Source organism: Mesobacillus harenae (genome assembly GCF_013343715.1).
Lineage (GTDB): Bacteria > Bacillota > Bacilli > Bacillales > Cytobacillaceae > Mesobacillus_A > Mesobacillus_A harenae.
This window is the reverse complement of record NZ_JABUNR010000023.1, coordinates 17,337-39,648: the sequence shown is the minus strand read 5'-3', so window position 1 is coordinate 39,648 and position 22,312 is coordinate 17,337. Positions and strand designations below refer to the sequence as shown.

Below are 22,312 nucleotides of genomic sequence, written 5' to 3'. Positions count from 1 at the left end.
CCACCTATCCGAGTTATTCCATTTTGTCATTGAACATTTTCTTGTGCATTTCACCATCGTAGTTTTCCATGTCTTCACCTTCATACTTTGATGGGCATTTTGTCTGTACCTTCTCAGCTTCAAAGATTCCATCCTGCATGAATCCTTCTACGATTACTATGACATCATCCGTAAAGTTATCAGGTTTTACTCCTCTATAGAAAATAGGCAGACTGCCTTCACCTTCATTAAAAATTTCAAATTCAAGCTCGATTTTGTCAGCGTTCCATTTTATCGAGTCTTTGTTTAGCAAGCCCTGAGTCATAACGTAGTCACCTTTAAATTTTTCCTGGTTATTTACTAAATCGTCTATTGTAATCTCCTTACTTCCCGCAGCAGGCATCGTTGAGAAGAACATGATTAGGATTGCAGCAACTCCCATCGCTAAACCGGTAATGATTTTTTTATTTTGAGACATTTTCATCGGCCTCCTAGCTTCTTAATGAGTTGGTTGTACTCTGCTTCTGTGACAGTGCCATCCAGCAGCATAGTTCGCAGTTTTGCTTTTTTGATCTCTCGTAAGGCATCCTTTTGTGGCTGGGTAGTTGACAGCTGTTTAGTACGTCTTTTTAGGATAAAGACAAGAAAAGCTGCAGCAACAACAGTAATTCCTGTTATTACAGAGATGATGATCCATAACGGCATGGTTTCGTTATCTCTTACAGCACCATTGGATCCTGCAGATTTACCTGCCATCGCATCCATAATATCCATCGTAGTAGCTGATTCAGTCCGTTTATAGACCAGTTCAACATTCTTCTCTTCATTTGGTTTCATCCCGCGCTGCTGGTATAAAAACATATTCATGTTGTATGTGTTTTTTTGGTGTGTTTCTGCAGCGGGTTCCAGCTTAAAACTGTCGGTTTTCAGCGGTTCAACAAAGATCAGGTTGAGCATGCCAATATCTGCAAAGCTTTTGAATGTATAGGAAAGGGTTTTCTCACCATTATCTTTTGCTTTAATACTGTCTGTATAAAACTCTATAACAAACTTATATAGTTCCTGAGTTTCTATCTCATTGCTCGTCTCCCAAGCAATAGTTCCTTTTTCTTTATCTAGTGAATATTTAATTTCATTCATTTCTGTTCGATCTCCAGCATAGTCGGCGACAAAACCTATCCGGAAGTTTTTAGCATCCATCGGAAGGGGTATTTCAATTTCTCCCTTTTGGCTCGTCTCTGTTTTATTTATCAGCGTACCGTGATATCCGATCAATAACGGAGGCTGTTCCTCGTTCTTATCACTAGGATGAAAGGAGAATTCCGGCATGACTTGCACACTTAGTTCCTCCATTTTCAGCATATCGTTTTTATCTGCCGCACTTGTGAGCCCTGGTAGTGCAAACAAAAGACAAATCACAGAGCTGTAAATCAGTGCTAGTGTTTTCATTTTTAACATCCTTTCTAATCAATTGTCCTTTTAAGTGAAATGGCAGTTTCGTGAATTATTTCACAAGCGTAATGCCCTGTTTCCCAAATCAGGTTTGCAGCTTGGAAGAAGACTTGTTTTTTCATCCTTGTTAAGAAACGTTTCTCTTTTATCTACTCTATTTAAACCATTTCTGAAACAGTTCATTCTGTGATTTAACTCACACAAATCCCGGCAGATTCATCTGATTTGTGAACGCCAACTCTAAAGGTAAATAAGCTGTATACACAATACGCATTTTAAAATATTACAAAATATTGAACATATTTCGGTTTTTAAATTAAAAAAACAGTCTATCCACGTGGGAATAGACTGTCTTCCGCTAAGATGCTTTTTTATAGTAACTGCAGCCATAGCGTTTCTTAAAAGGACCACTCTTACCTAGCTTGTTCAGGCTCAGGGTGAAATTTCGACTTTACTGGCTGACCACCGGTTTGCTCATAATTTTTCTTTGATTTCTTTATTGGATCATGCTCTAAACCAAGTTCCATATCCTGGTTGTTGATTCCATTTCTCGTTTTCTGCTCAGGGTTATTTTGTTTGGAACGTTTTTTCATCATATATCCTCCTTATTTTTAATGGTCTAGAAGGATCAGGCTGTTTTGAAGCTGTTGAAGCTGCAGCCTTTTACGATGCAGCAGTTCGCGCTGTTCACTGTTGGCACTGAGCGCAAGCTGTGCAAGATCATTATAGGCTGTTTCAAGCATTTGAAGGGCACTTGTAAATTCTTCGTCATCATAATGCTCCTGCCTGCTCGCACTATTGTACTGTTCCTGTCCATAAAGAACTGCTTCCTCACATTTCTGGAGAAGTTCATCTACTGACTGCCGTGTAGCCACTTGAAACCCTCCTCTAAAACAAACTGAAGCAAAATTTTGCTTCATCGTTTATTTTGTTCAGTTTTTATTGTCCTAACACTTTACCTAGAGCAATAACTCCTTCCAATTTTTTAATACTAATTGGATAAGCAATAACTTCATGATAAAATCCTTTTTATAGTTTCGTTCCCAAAAAGGAGGTATCTGAAATGATTCAAAATAATCCTTTTCCATTTTCGAGTGAATCAAAACGTTATCATACCTGGAATTACCATCTCCGGCAGGAGTTTGGGCATAAGGTTTTTAAAATTGCTTTAGATGGCGGGTTTGATTGTCCAAATCGCGACGGTACAGTTGCACATGGAGGATGTACATTCTGCAGTGCAGCGGGATCTGGAGATTTTGCTGGAGACAGAGCAGAAAGCCTTGAAGCTCAATTTGTTGAAGGAAAAAATAAAATGCATAAGAAATGGAAAGATGGCAAGTACATGGCTTATTTCCAGGCTTATACCAATACCCATGCGCCAGTAGAAGTGTTGAAGGAAAAATTCGAGGCCGTTCTCAAGCAAGAAGGCGTAGTCGGCCTATCAATCGCTACACGCCCTGACTGCCTCCCTGATGATGTTGTGGAATATCTGGCTGATCTGAACAAAAGGACATACCTTTGGGTTGAGCTTGGCCTCCAGACTGTTCACGAACGCACAGCCCTTCTAATCAACCGCGCACATGATTATCAATGTTATAAGGAAGGTGTATCGAAGCTGCGAAGCCATGGGATACGGATCTGTACCCATATCATTAATGGACTGCCTTTAGAGAATCCTGAAATGATGATGGAGACGGCCCGTCAGGCAGCAAAACTGGATGTACAGGGGATAAAAATCCATTTACTGCACCTCTTGAAAGGAACTCCTATGGTTAAACAGTTTGAAAAAGGAATGCTTGAATTCCTTTCATTGGACGATTACGTAAATTTAGTATGTGATCAGTTAGAAGTATTGCCTCCCGAAATGATCGTTCATCGGATAACTGGCGATGGCCCGATTGATTTAATGATTGGACCAATGTGGAGTGTAAATAAGTGGGAAGTTCTAAATAGTATTGATGCTGAACTTAAACGGCGGAACAGCTGGCAAGGTAAGTATTACGAAACGACACTGGCCGGTACCTAAGATGAAGCTTGATAGAATCCTTCCCTTTGCGAGAAATTTATTGAAGAAAGCAATACAACCTGGCGATATTGCTGTGGATGCAACACTAGGAAATGGTCATGACACTCTTTTCTTAGCTAACCTTGTTGGACCAGAAGGAAAGGTTTATGGCTTTGATATCCAGGCTGAAGCTCTTTTCTCAACTAGATCGAGACTCCAAGAGCATCAGCTTCTCGATAGGACAGTGCTCCTTCAAAAAGGACACGAAAATATTAACACAAGCATACTTCCTGAACATTATCAAAAGATTACTGGGGGTATTTTTAATTTAGGATACCTTCCGGGCGGCGATAAATCCATAGTAACCAAGGCTTCCACCACTATAGCAGCAGTTGAGCAGCTATTAGAATTCATGCCAAAAGGGGGTATTATTGTCCTTGTGATTTACCATGGACATTCCGAAGGGGCTACAGAGCGAGATGAGCTTTTGAAATATGCAACTGATCTTAACCAAAATAAGTTCCATGTTCTCCACTACCAATTTGTGAATCAAAAAAACAACCCCCCGTTCATAATAGCCATCGAGAAGAAGTAAAAGTGGAAGCATCTGGATCAGCCAGGCATAGCGTAAACAAACAAGCCTCCCAATAGGAAGCTTGTTTGTTTTATTTTAGGAGCGTTTAACAAACCCAGACGGGACTAATTTCTGGAAGTTTCGGTATGCTCTGCCATTTATATAAAAGAAATAACTGATAAAACCAGAACCTTTGATCATTTTTCTTGCAAGCTGATGAACTTCTTTCTGTGAGCGAACCTTTTCATCCGATAGATAGACACCCAAAAGTCCTCGGTTTATTAACTTGTGAAAACCTTGATTGGGGAGTTTTGATGTATAACTATCTGCCTTTTCTACAAAATGGGTTAGACGTTCAAAAAGTTTTTCATCATTTTCATAATAAAAACAAAAGTTCAAGTCTCCTCCAGCCCGATCCTCCTCTTGATCAATAAAATAATCGAGCAAAATATGCAGACCTTGTATGTAGGGAAAATAACCATTTAAGATCCTATCGGCATCTTCCGACTTGAAATCATCCCTCATCGCATATGACACGAGACAGAAAATACCTAGGGTTGAACCTGTGCACGCTGAAAACTCGTACCACTCCATATTAGGCATACGATCTTTATGCGTCAAAAACCAATTTTGCAGCCTTGGTACTCTTTCATCCTGTTTGACATGCTTATGAACCTGAAGATCACAATACAATTGGGATAATTCCATAAGCTGGTCTTTAATAAGGCCGTATGTCTTTACGTCCTTGAGGACGTTTCTGCATGTTCTTACAAGATCAGCGAGGTATTCGCCATCATCTTGGTCTTCTCTGTAGCGGTAATAGTCCCTGATTTCCCCTTCGAGAATAAAAACATCTTTCATTGATTCATGTAATGCAGAGAAATCATCTGGGTCGAGGGATGTGCTTCGGTCACAAAGGTTATCTAAATAATCGCTGATGGTTTGGTAGGCAACGATAAACCGAACAGCTGATTTATAATCTTCTAGTGAAACAAGGGAAAGGATCCCTCCACCTTCACAATGAAAGGCCTTGTGATTAATGCTAGCAAGCGCCTGATTTCGCAGTTCCTCATTCGGTATTGCCTCAGCTCTGCTCTTCCAGTAGGCTAATTCCCTATGGACCTCGGGAAACACTTTACGATATACACGATACATAAGGCTAAGCGGCATGGATGGAATACTCATACTAACATCCTTTCTATATTACGTAGCCGATAGCCCTTAATTGGCTTTCAACAAAATCCTTTGCGTACACAAACACTTCGTCTCGTTCCGGCTCATTAAAAATTTCGTGATATAATTTTGGCCATTCCTTTAAACGTTTTTCAGAAAGAGGCACCTGATTAAACCATGCTTTAACTGGTTCTTTGTTAACAATTTTATCATCACCAGCCTGCATGAGCAGCAATGGGACGTCCTGCATCTGCCCCAATTCCTCAAAAGCCAGATTCATTGATTTCTCCAACTCCCTGTACCATCTCACAGACACTTTGGTAATGTACAGAGAATCGTTTAAATCCACATCAATGACGTCCTTATTTCTAGTTGCCATTTCAACAGTCAAGCCAGAGGCTATTTTTAAGGAAGGCATCATTATATTTAAACCGTGTGACAGGATATCCATTATTTTCGGTGGAGTATGAACAAGCCCTAGACAAGGAGAAGACAGAATTACACCAGCCAAAGCGAACTCTTCTTTTTGTAGGAGCCTAATCGCTATTAATCCTCCCATACTGTGCCCAAGTAGAAAAACTGGCAATTCAAAGTCATAAGCTGCTTTAACCCAATCCTTCACTTCAGTCAAATAATCTTCAAAAGAATCTATATGGCCTCTTTCGGCTCTTGTAGTCATTCCCTGCCCCGGGAGGTCTCCCATGATGACATGAAAACCTGATGAACGCCACATCTCAATAAGCCATCCATACCGTCCATGATGCTCCATTGCTCCATGAATCATCACAATGACTGCCTTTGCATCTCCTTCAGCTTCCCATTTCCACATGATATTTTCCTCCTAGCCATTTACTTTAACAGTAATAAAAAGAACGATATAATAAGAAAAGCGGAAACGCCTGGGCAGACCCGAATAGCGCTGGAGGGCCAGCGGGTGAAGTCGTACTTTGACTTCATCAGATGGACCGAAGCGTCTCGAGGGTCTAGGCGTTGACGCTCGACAATAAGAAAAGCGGAAACGCCTGGGCAGACCCGAATAGCGCTGGAGGGCCAGCGCGTGAAGTCGTTCTTTGACTTCATAAGCTGGACCGAAGCGTCTCGAGGGTCTAGGCGTTGACGCTCGACAATAAGAAAAGCGGAAACGCCTGGGCAGACCTGAAAAGCGCTGGAGGGCCAGAGGGTGAAGTCGTTCTTTGACTTCATCAGCTAGGCATCTACCTGAATTGGCTTCCTTGCAGCCTTACGATGCGGCTTTAGCCGTGGGAGCAGGACTCCGGGGTGCTTTTCTTTAATGAAGCATATGTGACCCGAGCAGCTCCGAGCCTATTGGCCCCTCGCGGGACAATCCGGGAAGTTTACTCTCGATATAAAATTGCTGGCTCCGATCAATGTAATTTCCATTTTAAAAATCATCATAAACTTTATTAGGGAGGCTGTAAAATGATTTACCCTTATGGCGGAAAATTTCCAAAAATTGCTGACACTGCATTTATTGCTGATTATGTAACAATTACTGGTGATGTTAAGATTGGTGACCACTCAAGCGTCTGGTTCAATACGGTCATTCGCGGTGATGTTGGACCAGCCGTAATCGGCAAACGCGTAAATATTCAAGACAATTCTATCTTGCATCAAAGCCCGGGAAACCCGGTAATTTTAGAAGATGAAGTATCCATTGGACACCAGGTAATTCTGCATAGCTGTAAAATCCGGAAAAAAGCCTTGATTGGCATGGGCTCTATTATCCTTGACAAAGCCGAAATCGGCGAAGGCGCTTTTATTGGAGCAGGAAGTCTCGTTCCGCAAGGAAAAAAAATCCCGCCGAACACTTTAGCCTTTGGACGTCCCGCAAAGGTTATCCGTGAACTGACCGACGAAGATATTCAGGATATGGAGCGAATCACCAGGGAATATGCCGAAAAGGCCCAATATTATAAATCACTTCAACCTAAGGGAAAGGATTAAAAACCAACATTCTGTAATCTAAGTTTATATCTTTACCCGTATTTATAAAAGCTTATGCCACATTTATATTAACTTTGCAGCTAGACAGCCGATAAAAAACATATGATCGATTTTTAAGGTGGTAATTCAATGAATAAGATGGAACTTGGCTACCTTTTACTTTTGGCTGTCTGCCTTTTTATCTTCTTTCTGTTATTATTAGCTAACAAAAAACTAAATTTATTTTTGAAATCTGCAATCCCTTTTTCGGTTGTCATCTTAATTGCAGCTATTATATTTGTACTTGAAAGTTCTAATACATCGCACAAGGTCTTATCGGTTACAAACTGGTTTGAGCCTTCCTCCGCAACAATGGCGATCGAGTCGGAGGTAACAGGTGATCTCAGAATAGTTAAGGTCAGCGAAAATGTATTACTCGATGTTCAAGTTGTATCACAAATGCCAGAGCTGCCCCGGGGCTGTGAGGTAACAAGCCTTGCTATGCTTCTGCACCACGCAGGATCACCAGTTGATAAGCTTTCCCTTGCCGAACAGGTACGGAAGGATCCTGCTCCATACAAGCTAAAGGCTGGAACTGTCATTTTTGGCAATCCTAACATTGGGTTTGTTGGCAATATGTATACTTATACTGAACCAGGCCTTGGTGTTTACCACAAGCCTATTTTCGACCTAGGCGAACAGTACTTACCCGGCAGGATGCAAGATTTAACCGGATCTGATTTTCAAGATTTAAAAATCCACCTGTCTGATAATCGCCCCGTTTGGGTAATCACAAATACTTCATATAAATCTCTTCCAGAAGCAGATTTCCAAACATGGCAAACTCCTTCAGGCAAAGTTAAGATTACTTTTAAAATGCATTCTGTTTTGGTTACAGGCTATGATAATGAATATATATATTTTAATGATCCGCTTACAGGTATTAAAAATAGAAAAGCACCCATCTCCGATTTTGAGGAGTCATGGGTGCAAATGGGCAGACAGGCTGTTACCTATCTCCCCCGTTAACCTTTTTGGGCATACATCAATTTATCAGTTTCATACTCCTTCTGAAAGGAGTATTTTTTTTCCACATAAACATCATGCCAAATCATGAACATTAAGACAGTCCAAATTTTACGGCTGTTATCAGCTTTTCCTTGGCAATGATCCTCAAGTATTTTCAAAATATAAGTCTTATTGAAGAGGTGGCCTGTATCACTCTCATGAATCGTCTTTTTGACCCAGTCATTCATTTCGTCTTTAAGCCAGTGGCGGATTGGAACTGGGAAGCCAAGCTTTTTCCGGTTAAGGACATGATCAGGCACTATACCTTCAACTGCTTTACGCAAAATATATTTTGTTGTTCCATCAGCTGTTTTCAAGCCTGCTGGGATTTTAGAAGCGACATCAAATACTGCTTTGTCAAGGAATGGTACTCGAAGCTCTAACGAGTGAGCCATTGTCATTTTGTCTGCTTTAAGAAGGATATCCCCGCGCATCCAAGTATGGATATCGATATACTGCATTCGGTCAATCGGATGATAACCTGCGCTTTCCTCATACAGGGGCTTTGTGACGTCAGTGTATTGAATCCCTCTGTTATATACGTTAAGCAGTTCGCTCTTTTCTTCCTCAGTAAACATTTTCGCATTTCCGATATATCGTTCCTCCATCGGGGTCACTCCGCGTTCAATAAAGCTTTTGCCTTTCATTCCTTCTGGCATAATTTTCGCAATGCCTCTAAGCAGATTTTTTCCTGCCTGCGGAATTTTATTGAACATCTCAAGATCCTGAGGTTCTCGGTAAATGTTATAACCGCCGAATAATTCATCTGCTCCTTCTCCCGAAAGAACAACGGTCACATGCTTACGTGCCTCACGTGCGACAAAATACAGCGGTACGCAGGCCGGGTCTGCAAGCGGGTCATCCATATGCCACATAATCTTCGGAAGCTCGTTCATATATTCCTCTGGTGAAATAACGTAACTGATGTTCTCAACACCAAGTTTATCGGCTGTTTCTTTAGCCACATCAATTTCACTGAAGCCATTACGTTCGAACCCGACAGAAAATGTTTTTATTGCAGGGTGAAATTCCTTAGCAATACTGGCAATTATGGATGAATCAATTCCGCCGGACAAGAATGACCCGACCGGTACATCACTTCGCATATGGATTTTTACAGAATCTATTAAAACGTCTTTTATTTCTTTGATAAAATCAGATTCTGATTTCTTAACGGGTTGGAAATTAGCTTTCCAGTACCTTTGTATTTCCATAGGCTGCCCGATTTTTTTTGTGAAGAAATGCCCTGGCTCAAGCTTGTGAATTCCCTCAGACATCGTGTCAGGTTCAGGAACAAATTGATAGGTCAGGTAGTGCTGCAGAGACTCATAGTCCATCACATCATTTTCAAGGGCTAGTAAGATACTTTTCTTTTCTGATCCAAAAAAAGTCCTTTCACCATCTTGGAAATAAAAAAAGGGCTTAATTCCGAACGGGTCACGTGCTCCAAATAGAGTCTGCTCCTGTTTATCCCAAATAACAAATCCAAACATCCCACGTAACTTGTCGACCGCTTTTTCTTTTAAATGACTAAAGAGAGCAAGAATCACCTCAGTATCAGAATGGGTCTCAAAACTCAGCCCTTCCTGAACCAATTCCTCCCGCAATTCTAAATAATTATAAATCTCTCCATTAAAAATAATCCAATAACGCTCGTTTTCATACGTTAAGGGCTGGTGTCCGCATTCAATATCAATGATACTTAAACGGCGGAAGCCAAATTGAATGTGTTCATCAAAGAAATAGCCATCATCATCAGGTCCTCGATGGGTAATAATATCATTCATATTTTTAAAGAGTTGTTGTTGTTCACTGTTATTATCTTGTGTCTTGTCATGTACACAACCGATAAAACCACACATTATGTACTTCACCTACTCCATTTCTACCAAAATTTCCCTTGGCTTGTATTTTTAGCCGACCTTCCTAGGCCCAGCATAGGTAAACATGAAAAAAAAACATATCTCTAATACTAACACTAAAACATTAAAAAATGTACTCATGAAAACAAAGGAAGCGATGGTTAAATTTCGGTAATAGTAAAATCTTACACGTTTTCCCGTTAGGATAAACCTTATGCGAAAAATCATATTCTTTTATAAGACGGAGAAAAGAAAAGAGGAGTTACAGTTTATGCAACTCCTCTTGAATATTTATTTGGTCGCTTGCTCACGAAGAGTATCTGCTTTATCCGTACGTTCCCATGGAAGATCCACATCAGTACGGCCAAAGTGACCATAAGCGGCCGTCTGCTTATAAATTGGCCGGCGCAGGTTCAGCATGTTGATGATTCCTGCTGGGCGGAGATCAAAATTAGAGCGGATAAGATCAGCTAACACATCTTCACTTACTGTGCCTGTTCCAAAGGTATCTACTGAAATGGAAACCGGCTGTGCTACCCCAATTGCGTAGGCAAGCTGTACTTCCACTTTTTCAGCAAGCCCTGCTGCCACAATATTTTTAGCAACATAGCGTGCAGCATATGCAGCAGAACGGTCTACCTTTGTAGGATCCTTACCAGAGAAGGCTCCTCCGCCATGGCGAGCATAGCCTCCGTACGTATCAACAATGATTTTACGGCCTGTTAAACCTGCATCACCTTGTGGTCCGCCAATAACAAATCGGCCTGTTGGATTAATAAAGTACTTTGTTTCTTCATCAATTAACTCTTTAGGAACTACAGGATTAATAACATGTTCCTTTAGGTTGCGCTGTATTTGTTCCAGGCTTATTTCAGGATGGTGCTGGGTAGATATAACAATGGTATCAATACGTACCGGCTTGTCATTTTCATCGTATTCAACTGTTACCTGAGTTTTCCCATCTGGTCGCAGGTAAGGAAGAATATCTTCTTTCCGCACCTCAGTTAAACGGCGGGCAAGCTTGTGTGCTAACGAAATTGGCAAAGGCATAAGCTCTTTTGTCTCATTGCAGGCAAAGCCAAACATAAGGCCCTGGTCTCCTGCTCCGATAGCATCAATTTCTTTATCAGACATAGTGCCTTCTCTTGCTTCAAGAGCTTGGTCTACACCCATGGCGATATCAGCAGATTGCTCATCGATTGAAGTTAGCACAGCACAGGTTTCAGAGTCAAAACCATATTTAGCGCGTGTGTAGCCAATGTTTTTAATTGTATTTCGTACAATTTTAGGGATATCTACGTATGTAGATGTGGTAATTTCTCCTGCAACCAGGACTAAACCAGTTGTTACCGAAGTTTCAGCGGCAACACGAGCATTGGCATCTTTTTCTAAAATTGCATCCAGAATAGAGTCTGAAATTTGGTCGCATATTTTATCAGGATGACCCTCTGTAACTGATTCAGAAGTGAACAAACGACGTTTTGTTGACATCTGATTTCCTCCTTATTATAACGCGAGGCAAAAAGGGCTTGCCCTTCTCAACCCCGAATTGATACGGTACTCATTCCCTATGTAGTATGAAATAAACGTGGAGTTTTTATTAGAAAATATCAAATCTTTCTTACTCCAGCCAGGTGCATTGGATTTTCGGAGAAGCAGCACTTAACAAGAAAGCCGTCCCATCTAGTGGTCGTGCTTTAAGGACTGCAAAATAAAAAACCCTTCCTTAATAAGCCCGAGGAAAGGTTAACTGCGAAAAAACCGCGCCTTTCACTCTTATCGTTCAAGGTATATGCCCTTGCTTCAGGTTAGCACCTTTGCTCAATAAAACATAATTGATCAGGAATAATTCTCATAGACAAAAAGTTCTATACCTTATTATGTTTGCTTTAAACAGGGTATTTGCCTCATGCCTTTTCCGATCTGTTTTCTTGATTAGCAGGTTGCTGGGTTTCATTGGGCCTGTCCCTCCACCAGCTCGGGATAAGAGAGTATCCGTTCAAATAAAAATCATATCTTAATACTTCAAAAGCTGTCAATATAATTTCAGCATTTATCGCTAATTTTTGCTTAAAAATTGTCGAACGTGCAAAAAAAACGGCTGCTGTATGTCCAAATAACTCGGTATCCCCTAAATTATTAACCATTTGCTGGAACTTTCATATCCCTATTAGAACTGTTAAAATGAGTGCATTTCCAGGAGATTGTTCATTTAATGAAAAACAGAGAATTTTCAGGTTATTAGTATAGATTAATCTTTCTAATGTGTTATACTATTTAGAAGATGCAATGACTTTCAAGCATAAATTTTCTAATAAAGGAAGGTATTCATCAGATGAGCTCTATAGGAATAACAAATGAATTAAACCAGCTATTAAAACAGGCTAATGTACACATTCAACTATCCGTACCTCAGTTAGTTGAAAGGGTGCTGAATCGTGAAGAAGGCATTTTGACTTCTACAGGAGCCGTCTGTGCCCAAACAGGAACTTATACAGGCCGTTCCCCGAAGGACAAATACATTGTTGATGAAGCTTCTGTTCGTTCGAAAATCGAATGGGGATCAGTAAATCAGCCCATTTCCGAAGAAGTTTTCTCGAACTTGTACAACAAAGTCCTTAATTATTTAAAGGAAAAAGATGAGGTCTTTGTATTCAAAGGCTATGCCGGCGCGGATAAAAAACACCGGATGCCAATTCAGGTCATTAACGAGTACGCCTGGCACAATCTTTTTGCCCATCAACTATTCATTGGTCCAGATCAGGATGAACTGTTAGACCATGATGCTGACTTTACTGTTATATCAGCACCAGATTTTAAGGCAAATCCTGCTGTAGATGGAACATCATCAGAAACCTTTATCATTATCTCGTTTGAACGCAGGACTGTTTTGATTGGCGGTACTGAATATGCTGGGGAGATTAAAAAATCGATCTTTTCCGTCATGAACTATATTTTGCCGGAAAACAACATATTATCGATGCATTGCTCTGCCAATGTTGGCCGAGAAGGAGATGTTGCACTGTTTTTTGGATTATCCGGGACAGGCAAAACGACGCTCTCTGCTGATTCGCACAGGAAGTTGATTGGTGATGATGAACACGGCTGGTCGCCTAACGGAGTATTTAATATTGAAGGTGGCTGCTATGCGAAATGTATAAGCCTCTCAAAAGAAAAAGAACCGCAGATTTTTAATGCAATCCGGTTTGGATCGGTCTTAGAGAATGTCGTTTTAAACAAAGAGACACGTGAGGCTGATTACGATGATAGTACACTGACCGAGAATACTCGGGCTGCTTATCCAATTCAAGCGATAGATAATATAGTTGAACCAAGCGTTGCCGGACATCCAAATACAATAGTCTTTTTAACAGCTGATGCATTCGGAGTCTTGCCTCCAATTTCTAAGCTAACAAAGGAACAGGCAATGTACCACTTCCTAAGCGGATATACATCTAAACTCGCTGGCACCGAACGGGGAGTCACAGCTCCTGAAGCTACATTCTCGACTTGCTTTGGATCGCCTTTCCTCCCGCTCCCTGCGACACGCTACGCTGCCATGCTGGGAGAAAAGATCGAAGAGCATAATTCCCGGGTTTATCTTGTCAACACAGGTTGGACTGGCGGAACCTATGGAGAGGGCAGCCGTATGAAACTAGCTTTCACACGTGCGATGATCCAGGCAGCTCTTGAAGGCGAGTTAAACAATGTTGAAACCGTAAAAGATGACATCTTTGGACTTGAAATTCCAATTCATGTACCTGGTGTACCTGATGAAGTTCTGCAGCCTCATTTGACTTGGGCAGATCCAAAAGCCTACGATGAAAAGGCAAGAGAGCTTGCAGCTTCATTCCGCAATAACTTCAAGAAATTCACAAGTGTCCCTCCAGAGATTGAAGTTCAAGGCGGACCTAAAGGATAGCATCAGAAAATATATCTAAAAGAGGCCCTTGTCTGTTGACAAAGGCCTCTTTCCTATTAAGCTTTTGTAGCAGACCGAGCTTAAGCACGCGGGAAGCTTAGCGTATTTCCAGAGAGGTAGTACATCGCAATATACGTCCATGAAAATAGAAAAAAGAACCGTTATTCCAATGGAATCAACGGCTTTTATTCTTTAGAGGCCAATAATCGTATGCTTTGGCTTTCATCCAGTTCCGCATCCAGCGACTTGCATGACTATCTAGTTTGTGGAGTTTAGAGCGACTAGCTGATAAATGACAGTAGTCGAATTGTTCTCCCACTCTACTTTCTTGATAACTGCTGTCCCTGTAGTTTCACCATCAACTGTTTTTCTTACTTCTATAGGAATATTAATCGGGTAAAGCCGATACCCTTCTTTGAGCAGGGAAAACAGGTTTTCCTCCACCCGTTTTTCTCTGCCTTTCGTAACGATTAATGTATTCAATTCTAAAGGCATTCCCATTTTACTCTCTCCTTATAGTTCCTTTTCACCATCTTATCATTTTTCTGCCTGTTTTTTCATCCAAATACATAAATCTTTAACAGTATCGCGGTTAATGTGCGGTGGAAAATAATGAGTATACTTTTCAAAATACCAGCTTGTAACAGATTTGCCAAGCTCCTTGAGCCTGTTTTCTAGACGGTATGCATGATCCACTGAAACGTTTTTATCCCTGCTCCCATGAATAATTAGGACAGGGGCTTCAAGTTGGTCCAGCCGGTATAATGGCGTCCGTGTACGGTATCTTAACGGATACTTTGCTGGAGTCCCGCCTATCACTCTCTTCATCATTCTTCGCAGGTCTTTCCTCTCCGCATATGTTAAGAACATATCGCTTACACCACCCCATGTGACAACGGAAGCAGCCTCGGGAAACTCAATCGCCGTCAAAAGAGCCATTACACCCCCTCTGGAAAAGCCAAAGATATGAACATGTTTTATTCCAGGATAATTCAGGAGAAGCTTAAACGCTCCAAAAGCATCCTCTCTATCATTGCCAGCAAAGTCTTCATTCCCTTCACCTCCCTGATTCCCTCTGTAAAAGGGAGCGAATACAATAAAACCTTCCGCAGCAAACTGTGCTATTCTAGCAGGTCTTACCTTTCCGATATTTTTTATTCCCCCTCGTAAATAAAGAAACCCCTCCTGGCTGGCCTGCCGCCTTGGTACCGCTAGCAACCCCTTAACTTTAAGGCTGCTGGACATGTACGTTATAACAGATAACTCCACACCAGGATTTGGCGATGGGAATTTCTGAGATGAAATAATTTGTCCATCCAGATACACTGCTGATTTCCTCCTCTCTAGCAATTTTTATTCCTAGGCATTCACACAATTTTGGCACCATCATAAGATATCCTAAGTTTAGAATAAGCAAAATGATCAGGAGGTTACTTAATGAAAAAGTGGTGGAAAGCTGGAACGTTACTGCTCTTTACGATTGTCTTAATCATACCTCTTGCAGCGTGCGGGAAGCAAAAGGTCGATACTATCCGCGTTGCAGAAGTAACAAGGTCTATTTTCTATGCTCCTCAATATATTGCCCTTGAAAAAGGATTTTTTGAAGAAGAAGGTCTAAAAGTGGACCTTACTACCACCTGGGGGGGAGATAAAACAATGACAACCCTTCTTTCAGATGGAGCCGACATAGCTCTCGTGGGTTCTGAAACTTCTATTTATGTCTATGCCCAGGGGTCAAATGATCCAGTCATCAACTTTGCCCAATTGACCCAAACAGATGGAACCTTCCTCGTTTCCAGGGAGAAGATTGATAACTTCAGCTGGGATCTTTTAAAGGGAACGACTTTTCTAGGCCAGCGAAAAGGCGGAATGCCCCAGATGGTCGGGGAATTCGTATTAAAACAACAAGGGATTGACCCTCATGCAGACTTAAATTTAATTCAAAATGTTGATTTTGCAAATATAGCAAACGCCTTTGCTTCGGGAACTGGTGAATTCGTCCAGTTATTTGAGCCGACTGCAAGTATTTTTGAAAAAGAAGGCAGGGGTCACATCGTCGCCTCGTTTGGAACTGAATCTGGCCATGTTCCTTACACTACATTCATGGCTAAACAAAGCTTTATGAAGGAAAATCCTGAGTTAATCGATAAATTCACTAAAGCTGTCTATAAGGCACAGCAATGGGTAGATTCCCACAGTGCAAAGGAAACGGCACAATTACTAGAACCGTATTTTAAAGACACAGACATCGAGATTATCGAAACCGTTATAGACCGCTATAAAAGCCAGGGTTCCTTTGCCACAGATCCGATTCTAGATGAAGAGGAATGGAATAACCTGCAGGATATTATGGGTGAAGCCGGAGAACTTCCTCAACAAGTAAATTACAACACTCTTGTTGATACAGAGGCAGCAGAAAAAAGCATGAAATAATGAGGAGGGGATTGCCTGATGGATTTCCTTACGATTAACCATATCCATCACACGTATTTCACAAAATCATCAGCAACCACTGCCCTCTCTGATATTACATTGGACGTACAAGAGGGAGAATTTATCTCCTTCCTAGGTCCAAGCGGCTGCGGCAAAACAACGTTGCTATCGATTGTAGCAGGATTGATTAAACCAACAGAAGGTAAAGTGGAACTTGAAAATCGTCCCATTGGGGATGGGGATAATAAAATCGGCTATATGCTGCAGCAGGATTACTTGTTCCCCTGGAAGACAATCGAAGAAAATATAACACTTGGCCTTAAAATGAACCAGGTGCTTAACGATAAAACCAGGAGCGAAGCCTTATCGCTTCTGCATCAAATGGGATTAAAAGGGGTAGAAAGCAAATTGCCCAGACATTTATCAGGAGGAATGCGTCAGCGTGTCGCCCTTGTAAGGACACTTGCAACTGAACCGAAGCTGCTAATGTTGGATGAACCATTCTCCGCTCTTGATTATCAAACTAAACTTAAGCTGGAAGATCTTGTATCAAACACTTTAAAACAATTCGGAAAAACAGCAATTCTAGTGACCCATGATATTGGCGAAGCAATCGCCATGAGTGATCGAATCTTTCTGTTTTCACCTCAGCCAGGCAGACTTCACAAAACCTTTACAATACCAGAGGAATTAAGAAACCTGACGCCTTTTAAGGCTCGAAACCACCGACGGTTTGCTGAACTTTTCCAGATGATATGGAAGGAGCTGGAGCAGCTTGAAGAACCAGAAAAGTATTGAACTCCTTCATCAGGATTACCTTAAGACATTAATAAATAAAAAACGATGGATTCGTTTCTATCAGCTGGTCATTTTTTTGCTGTTCTTTTCTAGCTGGGAGCTTGCCAGCCAAAAAGACTGGATTGATCAGCTCATATTCAGCTCTCCCTCAAAAATCTGGAACCTATTTATCCAAAAAATGAACGACGGTTCTCTTGCTATGAATGTTGGAGTAACCTTAACTGAAACCGTTGTAGGATTCATACTAGGAACCTTTCTAGGGACATTGCTCGCGGCTATTCTGTGGTGGTCACCGCTACTTTCTGATATTCTTGATCCCTATCTAGTCATATTGAATGCAATGCCAAAAGTCGCACTAGGTCCAATTCTTATTGTTGCACTAGGCCCTGGTTTCACGTCCATTATCGCTATGGGTGCGATTATTTCTATAATCATTACCACCATCGTTGTCTATACATCCTTTAAGGAAGTTGACCCTAATTATGTAACTGTATTAAAAACTTTTGGAGCCACCCGAGTCCAATGCTTTCGTGAGGCCATTTTGCCAGCATCGTTCCCAACGATTATTTCAACTTTGAAAGTAAACGTTGGACTTTCCTGGGTAGGTGTAATTGTCGGGGAGTTTCTCGTCTCTGCAAAAGGATTGGGTTATATGATTATATATGGCTTTCAGGTATTTAACTTTACACTTGTTATGCTCTCACTTCTTTTAATCGCGGTGCTAGCTACGATCATGTATCAGGCAGTAGATCTGTTAGAAAAGAAGCTGATTAAAAATGGGTAGCCAACTAACAAAGGCTGCCCTTTGTAATAAGAGTTGCGTCTAACATCCAGTACAAGCAGGAAGCTTAGGTAGGGGTGCGAATGGGATGGCTATTTAGATTTCAACTGTATTTAAATCGAAGGATCTGTGCCCCTGTTTGGAAGGTGTTTCATTTTATGTCACGTTAGGAACTTGTCTGAACTGGCTGCTAGTTTATTTAAAACGGAACCTGCACCTAGTAATATGGCGTTGTTAAACTGAATCCTATATATAATTTACAAGACCAATACACTTCTCAATTACCTTATCCTTCATAATAAAACTAAAATGTGGCTTAAACCGGTCTTCTAATAGGTCGCCTGACACAAGCACGGGACCGTTTGTTTCATAAAACGAGTTAAGACTTTCCATTAAGCCTGCTTCACCATAATAGACTCTTTTAACAAATGAAGTATCTCCAATCCCTATTTTATATTCACCGATTGGAATAAGTTTCGCTAATCGAGCTCCAGTTTCCTCGTATACTTCCCGATGTGCAGTCTCTTCAAGCGACTCATTCTGTTCCCGTTTGCCTCCCGGAAACTCCCAGCCCCGCTTTTTATGATCGGTCATCAGCCATTTCTCTTGATACCGGCATATTACTAATACATGTTCCGGCTCCATGCTAAAAGCATTCGTACTTAGAGATAAACTGACGGCTTCCCCGTTCATATCATAAAATTTCTCCATAGCTAGCCTCACTTTTGTAAACATTAATAAAGAACATTCTTTCTTTTTGTGTATGTAAATTGTTTCTCATTCGAAATTCTTGTTCAGCGTAATTTTGTCCACTTTTCTAGAATACAATCAAACAAACAAGAAACCAAATAAAAAGCCGCAGGTTGGCTGCGGCTCTTGGTTAGTTTGAGAGAATCCCCATGCTTTCGATATGTGATTTTGCCTGTTCATCTCCAAGTTCATAAATCATTTCATAAACTTTTGTTAATGTCTCGTCGTAAGCATCATTTTCTCGGTCATAATGATACTGGACATAAGGAACATGGGCTCTAAAAAAGTTTTGCCAGTCTGTTGTATAACTTTGATCAAAGTATTCTCGGAGTAAAGTTACTTCTTCGTCCGTAGCTTTTATTTCATAATTCCAAGATGAAGCAGTGCTGCTTTGAGAAATTTCTCCACTTCCCACATTAATGTAATAGGTTTTCTTTTGCTGGCCCAATCCTCACCCTCCAAGCGTAATGTATTTGGTTTCTCGCAATTTTTTTTAAAAAATTCATTAATGTTATTATGTTTCAGTTTTTTAATGATATGCTTATAAGAGAGCAACTTTCTAGAATAAGACCGCAACATTAAAAGGAATATTTTTTTATTGGAAGGGTATTAAATAGATATAGTGCAGAACCTATCTGTGAACTTTGCGAACGAAATAGGCGGATAAGAGGTGAGAAAATTGAAACTTATTGATGAGCTATATGAACTTTACAGAAATAAACTGACAGGCGATGAAGAAGATATCGATATGCTTGCTTTTGCTTTCCTTGAGGAAATGAGCCATGAGGATTTGCTAAGTCTAATAAAGGATCTTGATAAACAAGAACTGTATGACCTGATGGGTATATACCTAATTGAAAGCCTAAAAGGCAAGTTTGCCCAGGATGAATTTGGCGGGACAAAGATGGCACCCTTTCAAACACGCAATATTCATTAATTAGCTTATACATATTGCGATGAGTGCGGATCATCGTTAAAGATGGTACGAATGTCGAATTCTAATAGCAACCCAGTTCAGACCTTAGACAAACTCGTTCCATATCGAGATTGTCTAAGGTCTTTTATTTATCTCTTAACCATCTCTTGGGGATTCTACTGCCTTAAATCTAAAAAAAGAATGGTAAAATGCCCGGATAGACCAATAATGGTTAACTTTATCGGGGATTCTCTAGCAATAGCAAAAAAACAAAAGGGATTCGGAATCTTCCCGAACCCCTTTTGGCGACAATTTATCCGGCGTTTCTACCACCGGCTTATCGGTATTAAGTATTAATCTCCAAGGTAAGCTGTGAACATCCATATATGCTTCCGTAAATTCTTTTTAACAGCTAAAAGCATATCAGCAGTACCTTCATCGTCTATTTCTTGTGCAAGCTCGATGCCTTGCTGGATTTCATCTGCAATTTTAGAAAAGTCATCTTTTAAGGTTCTAACCATTTCTTCTTCTTTTTCCTTACCGGATGCTTCCTCAATTGATGAGAGTTCTAGGCATTCTTTCATTGTCCCAACCGGCTTCCCGCCTAGAGCAAGCATTCTCTCTGCAAACTCATCGACAACTAGACCGGCCTCGTCGTATAATTCTTCAAATTTTGCATGCAAAGTAAAAAAGTGCGGTCCTTTAACGTACCAATGGTAATTGTGGAGTTTTACATAAAGTACTGTCCAGTTTGCTACCTGGCGGTTTACGGATTGTAATAATTGTTCGTTTGACATAGTATCTCCTCCTATGAAGTATTATTCCCCGTCTCTTCATTGCAAAACATCAAAAGACGATTTTGTCCCTATCCTAGTTAAAAACGTGTTAAAATCATTTTGAGGCAAAGGAGGATTTTTTATGTACACAGTGTTAGTTATTTCGGTTGTAATTGTAATTGTTGTACTACTTCTTGCAGTGATCACAACTTCAAAGGCGTATTCCTTTAAACATACGGTTGACCCAGTACAAGAACACCTTTTCGAAGACAAAGATCAAGAAGAAACAGTAAAAAAGCTGGACGAGAAATGATTGTTTTTCAATTAAAACCCACGAAAAAATCCTGTTCAAATTTGAACAGGATTTTTAATAGCGAAAATTATATTAAGCAAACACTTCTTTCAGTGTGTTTTTATCTTGGTCAAGCCAGTAACGCATCAAACGTTTAGCTCCTTCGAGATCATGAAGCTTCGCTTGGCCGCACTGTTTTTCGTTAGCTGCGGGAATATCGGTGATTTCAACTGCCGCCTTCATTGTATCATCAAGAAGGTCAATGATTTCCTCCACTGTTGGTTCACCGCTAACGACTAAATAATATCCGGTCTGGCAGCCCATAGGAGAGATATCAATAATATCAAAGTGATCGTACTTTTCTGCATGTTCACGTATATTGAATGCGAGCAAATGTTCAAGTGTATGAATGGCATCCGGTTTCATCGCCTGCTTGTTAGGCTGTGAAAAACGAATATCAAATTTATTCACAAGACCATCACTGCCCACCTTATGAACTCCGCAATGTCTTACATAGGGAGCTTTAACTGCATTGTGGTCTAAATCAAAGCTTTCTACTGATGGCATAATAAACACTCCTTTATTAATTCTATTCTTAGCATAACTCAAATCCCGACTTTTTTCATCAACATTAACTGAATTACATTATTTAGACTATTTCTCAATAGTATGGTATCTTTTTTCAGGAAAGGAGTCGAGTCATATGCTAAAAAGATTAATGATTTCTGTAATCCGCTTTTATCAGAAAGTCATCTCTCCATTAAAACCGCCTACATGCCGATTTTATCCTACTTGTTCCCATTATGGGCTTGAAGCCATCCAAAGGTTTGGTCCTCTAAGAGGTGGATGGTTAACCATTGTACGCATCGTTAAATGCCAGCCTTTTCATCCTGGAGGGATTGACCTCGTTCCAGAAAAGCAGTCTGCCAAGCAGCCTAAGCCTGATACCCATCAACAATAAGGTCTAATTTTCCAGTTTCCGGATTAATAACAAGTCCATGCACTGGTACGTCATTTGGCATTAACGGATGATTATCAATTATTTCAACGCTATGTTTGACACTATCCTTAACATTTTCAAAGCCATGGAGCCATTGGTTCACGTCTATACCTGAATAGGATAGCGTTTTAAATGTTTCGTCTTCAACTCCGCGATTCTTCATATTGTTAATAATATCATCTGATTTCATCCCGCTCATTCCACAATCGTAATGGCCAATAACAAATACTTCCTCCGCCTGCAGCTGATAAACTGCAACCAGAAGGCTTCTCATAATACTTCCAAAGGGATGCATAACTAGGGCACCCGCATTTTTCACAATTTTCACATCCCCATTGCTAACATTAATAGCTTTAGGCAGAAGCTCAAGCAATCTAGTGTCCATGCACGTTAATATAACCATTCGCTTGTTTGGGAACTTATCTGAAGCATATTCCACATATTTTTTTTCGGCCACAAATTTTTCGTTATGATTTAAAATTTCTTCAAGCATTCTCATTCTATGTTCCTTCCTCCTTATACCCTTTGACAAAAGAATACAGGAAAAGTTCTCATATACCAAATTTAATCATTGCATTTTGGTTAAT

26 protein-coding genes and 1 riboswitch are annotated in these 22,312 nt (G+C 40.5%); of the genes, 11 read left to right on the top strand and 15 right to left on the bottom strand.

Going from position 1 to position 22,312, the window contains the following annotated elements:
* Nucleotides 1-13 precede the first annotated feature (13 nt).
* From HRJ06_RS21110 to HRJ06_RS21095, 4 genes are all read right to left on the bottom strand, one after another.
* Complete coding sequence (locus tag HRJ06_RS21110; RefSeq protein WP_174734936.1) at nt 14-457, bottom strand: cytochrome c maturation protein CcmE; 444 nt, start codon at nt 455-457, stop codon at nt 14-16.
* 2 nt (nt 458-459) lie between these two features.
* Entirely contained in the window at nt 460-1,428 is a 969-nt protein-coding gene (locus HRJ06_RS21105; protein WP_174734935.1) for a hypothetical protein, read from the bottom strand.
* A gap of 416 nt (nt 1,429-1,844) precedes the next feature.
* Nucleotides 1,845-2,024 (bottom strand): glycogen biosynthesis protein GlgD, encoded by a 180-nt coding sequence (locus HRJ06_RS21100; RefSeq protein ID WP_174734955.1) that lies wholly within the window; start codon nt 2,022-2,024, stop codon nt 1,845-1,847.
* Between the two features lie 18 nt (nt 2,025-2,042).
* A complete protein-coding gene (locus tag HRJ06_RS21095) occupies nt 2,043-2,306 on the bottom strand; it encodes a DUF2524 family protein (protein WP_174734934.1) in 264 nt (87 codons plus the stop codon).
* A 188-nt stretch (nt 2,307-2,494) separates the two neighbouring features.
* Here HRJ06_RS21095 and mnmL point away from each other — a divergent pair, with 188 nt between their 5' ends.
* Nucleotides 2,495-3,457: a tRNA modification radical SAM protein MnmL/YtqA gene (gene mnmL, locus HRJ06_RS21090; protein ID WP_174734933.1), complete on the top strand. Its 963-nt coding sequence runs from the start codon at nt 2,495-2,497 to the stop codon at nt 3,455-3,457.
* A 1-nt stretch (nt 3,458) separates the two neighbouring features.
* Complete coding sequence (gene mnmM / locus HRJ06_RS21085) at nt 3,459-4,031, top strand: tRNA 5-(aminomethyl)-2-thiouridylate-methyltransferase MnmM (protein WP_174734932.1); 573 nt, start codon at nt 3,459-3,461, stop codon at nt 4,029-4,031.
* A 75-nt stretch (nt 4,032-4,106) separates the two neighbouring features.
* Here mnmM and HRJ06_RS21080 read toward each other — a convergent pair whose 3' ends face one another.
* On the bottom strand, nt 4,107-5,195 hold the full coding sequence (locus tag HRJ06_RS21080; RefSeq protein WP_174734931.1) for a tetraprenyl-beta-curcumene synthase family protein: 1,089 nt from the start codon (nt 5,193-5,195) through the stop codon (nt 4,107-4,109).
* A 13-nt stretch (nt 5,196-5,208) separates the two neighbouring features.
* On the bottom strand, nt 5,209-6,012 hold the full coding sequence (locus HRJ06_RS21075) for an alpha/beta fold hydrolase (protein ID WP_174734930.1): 804 nt from the start codon (nt 6,010-6,012) through the stop codon (nt 5,209-5,211).
* 611 nt (nt 6,013-6,623) lie between these two features.
* Here HRJ06_RS21075 and HRJ06_RS21070 point away from each other — a divergent pair.
* Nucleotides 6,624-7,148, top strand: coding sequence for a gamma carbonic anhydrase (locus HRJ06_RS21070; RefSeq protein ID WP_174734929.1), 525 nt, complete (start codon nt 6,624-6,626; stop codon nt 7,146-7,148).
* A 129-nt stretch (nt 7,149-7,277) separates the two neighbouring features.
* Nucleotides 7,278-8,156, top strand: a complete 879-nt coding sequence (locus HRJ06_RS21065) for a C39 family peptidase (protein WP_242035318.1) — start codon at nt 7,278-7,280, stop codon at nt 8,154-8,156.
* Here HRJ06_RS21065 and asnB read toward each other — a convergent pair.
* Together asnB and metK are read right to left on the bottom strand one after the other, a co-directional pair.
* Nucleotides 8,153-10,057 (bottom strand): asparagine synthase (glutamine-hydrolyzing), encoded by a 1,905-nt coding sequence (gene asnB / locus HRJ06_RS21060; RefSeq protein ID WP_174734928.1) that lies wholly within the window; start codon nt 10,055-10,057, stop codon nt 8,153-8,155. The two genes, HRJ06_RS21065 and asnB, sit on opposite strands and share 4 nt — an antisense overlap.
* Nucleotides 10,058-10,348: 291 nt before the next feature.
* A complete protein-coding gene (gene metK, locus HRJ06_RS21055; protein ID WP_174734927.1) occupies nt 10,349-11,548 on the bottom strand; it encodes a methionine adenosyltransferase in 1,200 nt (399 codons plus the stop codon).
* A 282-nt stretch (nt 11,549-11,830) separates the two neighbouring features.
* A riboswitch (SAM riboswitch) is annotated at nt 11,831-12,047 on the bottom strand.
* A gap of 345 nt (nt 12,048-12,392) precedes the next feature.
* Here metK and pckA point away from each other — a divergent pair.
* Nucleotides 12,393-13,979, top strand: coding sequence for a phosphoenolpyruvate carboxykinase (ATP) (gene pckA / locus HRJ06_RS21050; RefSeq protein ID WP_174734926.1), 1,587 nt, complete (start codon nt 12,393-12,395; stop codon nt 13,977-13,979).
* Between the two features lie 258 nt (nt 13,980-14,237).
* Here the strand turns inward: pckA and HRJ06_RS21045 are convergent, their stop codons facing one another.
* Nucleotides 14,238-14,480, bottom strand: coding sequence for a DUF2584 domain-containing protein (locus HRJ06_RS21045; RefSeq protein ID WP_174734925.1), 243 nt, complete (start codon nt 14,478-14,480; stop codon nt 14,238-14,240).
* 36 nt (nt 14,481-14,516) lie between these two features.
* Nucleotides 14,517-15,305, bottom strand: a complete 789-nt coding sequence (locus tag HRJ06_RS21040) for an alpha/beta hydrolase family protein (protein ID WP_422392750.1) — start codon at nt 15,303-15,305, stop codon at nt 14,517-14,519.
* Between the two features lie 111 nt (nt 15,306-15,416).
* Here HRJ06_RS21040 and HRJ06_RS21035 point away from each other — a divergent pair, with 111 nt between their 5' ends.
* From HRJ06_RS21035 to HRJ06_RS21025, 3 genes are read left to right on the top strand one after another with little or no spacing between them, the layout of a single operon-like run.
* Nucleotides 15,417-16,412 (top strand): ABC transporter substrate-binding protein, encoded by a 996-nt coding sequence (locus tag HRJ06_RS21035; protein ID WP_174734924.1) that lies wholly within the window; start codon nt 15,417-15,419, stop codon nt 16,410-16,412.
* Nucleotides 16,413-16,430: 18 nt separating this feature from the next.
* Nucleotides 16,431-17,210, top strand: coding sequence for an ABC transporter ATP-binding protein (locus HRJ06_RS21030; protein WP_174734923.1), 780 nt, complete (start codon nt 16,431-16,433; stop codon nt 17,208-17,210).
* Nucleotides 17,188-17,994, top strand: a complete 807-nt coding sequence (locus HRJ06_RS21025) for an ABC transporter permease (protein WP_174734922.1) — start codon at nt 17,188-17,190, stop codon at nt 17,992-17,994. Before HRJ06_RS21030 ends, HRJ06_RS21025 begins: the two co-directional genes overlap by 23 nt.
* Nucleotides 17,995-18,237: 243 nt before the next feature.
* On the opposite strand, the gene ytkD is transcribed toward HRJ06_RS21025, so the two are convergent.
* Together ytkD and HRJ06_RS21015 are read right to left on the bottom strand one after the other, a co-directional pair.
* Nucleotides 18,238-18,702: an RNA deprotection pyrophosphohydrolase gene (gene ytkD / locus HRJ06_RS21020; RefSeq protein ID WP_174734921.1), complete on the bottom strand. Its 465-nt coding sequence runs from the start codon at nt 18,700-18,702 to the stop codon at nt 18,238-18,240.
* A gap of 169 nt (nt 18,703-18,871) precedes the next feature.
* Nucleotides 18,872-19,189 carry a hydrolase gene (locus HRJ06_RS21015; protein ID WP_174734920.1) on the bottom strand — a complete coding sequence of 106 codons (318 nt, stop codon included), beginning with the start codon at nt 19,187-19,189 and terminating at the stop codon, nt 18,872-18,874.
* 231 nt (nt 19,190-19,420) lie between these two features.
* Between HRJ06_RS21015 and HRJ06_RS21010 the strand changes: the two genes are divergently transcribed.
* Nucleotides 19,421-19,678 (top strand): DUF6154 family protein, encoded by a 258-nt coding sequence (locus HRJ06_RS21010; RefSeq protein WP_174734952.1) that lies wholly within the window; start codon nt 19,421-19,423, stop codon nt 19,676-19,678.
* A 332-nt stretch (nt 19,679-20,010) separates the two neighbouring features.
* Here HRJ06_RS21010 and HRJ06_RS21005 read toward each other — a convergent pair whose 3' ends face one another.
* On the bottom strand, nt 20,011-20,454 hold the full coding sequence (locus tag HRJ06_RS21005; RefSeq protein ID WP_174734919.1) for a Dps family protein: 444 nt from the start codon (nt 20,452-20,454) through the stop codon (nt 20,011-20,013).
* A gap of 121 nt (nt 20,455-20,575) precedes the next feature.
* Here HRJ06_RS21005 and ytzI point away from each other — a divergent pair, with 121 nt between their 5' ends.
* Nucleotides 20,576-20,746 (top strand): YtzI protein, encoded by a 171-nt coding sequence (gene ytzI, locus HRJ06_RS21000; RefSeq protein ID WP_174734918.1) that lies wholly within the window; start codon nt 20,576-20,578, stop codon nt 20,744-20,746.
* 72 nt (nt 20,747-20,818) lie between these two features.
* Here ytzI and HRJ06_RS20995 read toward each other — a convergent pair whose 3' ends face one another.
* Nucleotides 20,819-21,292 carry an S-ribosylhomocysteine lyase gene (locus HRJ06_RS20995; RefSeq protein WP_174734917.1) on the bottom strand — a complete coding sequence of 158 codons (474 nt, stop codon included), beginning with the start codon at nt 21,290-21,292 and terminating at the stop codon, nt 20,819-20,821.
* A 136-nt stretch (nt 21,293-21,428) separates the two neighbouring features.
* On the opposite strand from HRJ06_RS20995, the gene yidD reads away from it, so the two are divergent.
* Nucleotides 21,429-21,686, top strand: coding sequence for a membrane protein insertion efficiency factor YidD (gene yidD / locus HRJ06_RS20990; RefSeq protein WP_174734916.1), 258 nt, complete (start codon nt 21,429-21,431; stop codon nt 21,684-21,686).
* Here the strand turns inward: yidD and HRJ06_RS20985 are convergent.
* Nucleotides 21,661-22,224, bottom strand: a complete 564-nt coding sequence (locus tag HRJ06_RS20985; RefSeq protein ID WP_174734915.1) for a beta-class carbonic anhydrase — start codon at nt 22,222-22,224, stop codon at nt 21,661-21,663. The genes yidD and HRJ06_RS20985 overlap by 26 nt on opposite strands.
* Between the last annotated feature and the right edge of the window lie 88 nt (nt 22,225-22,312).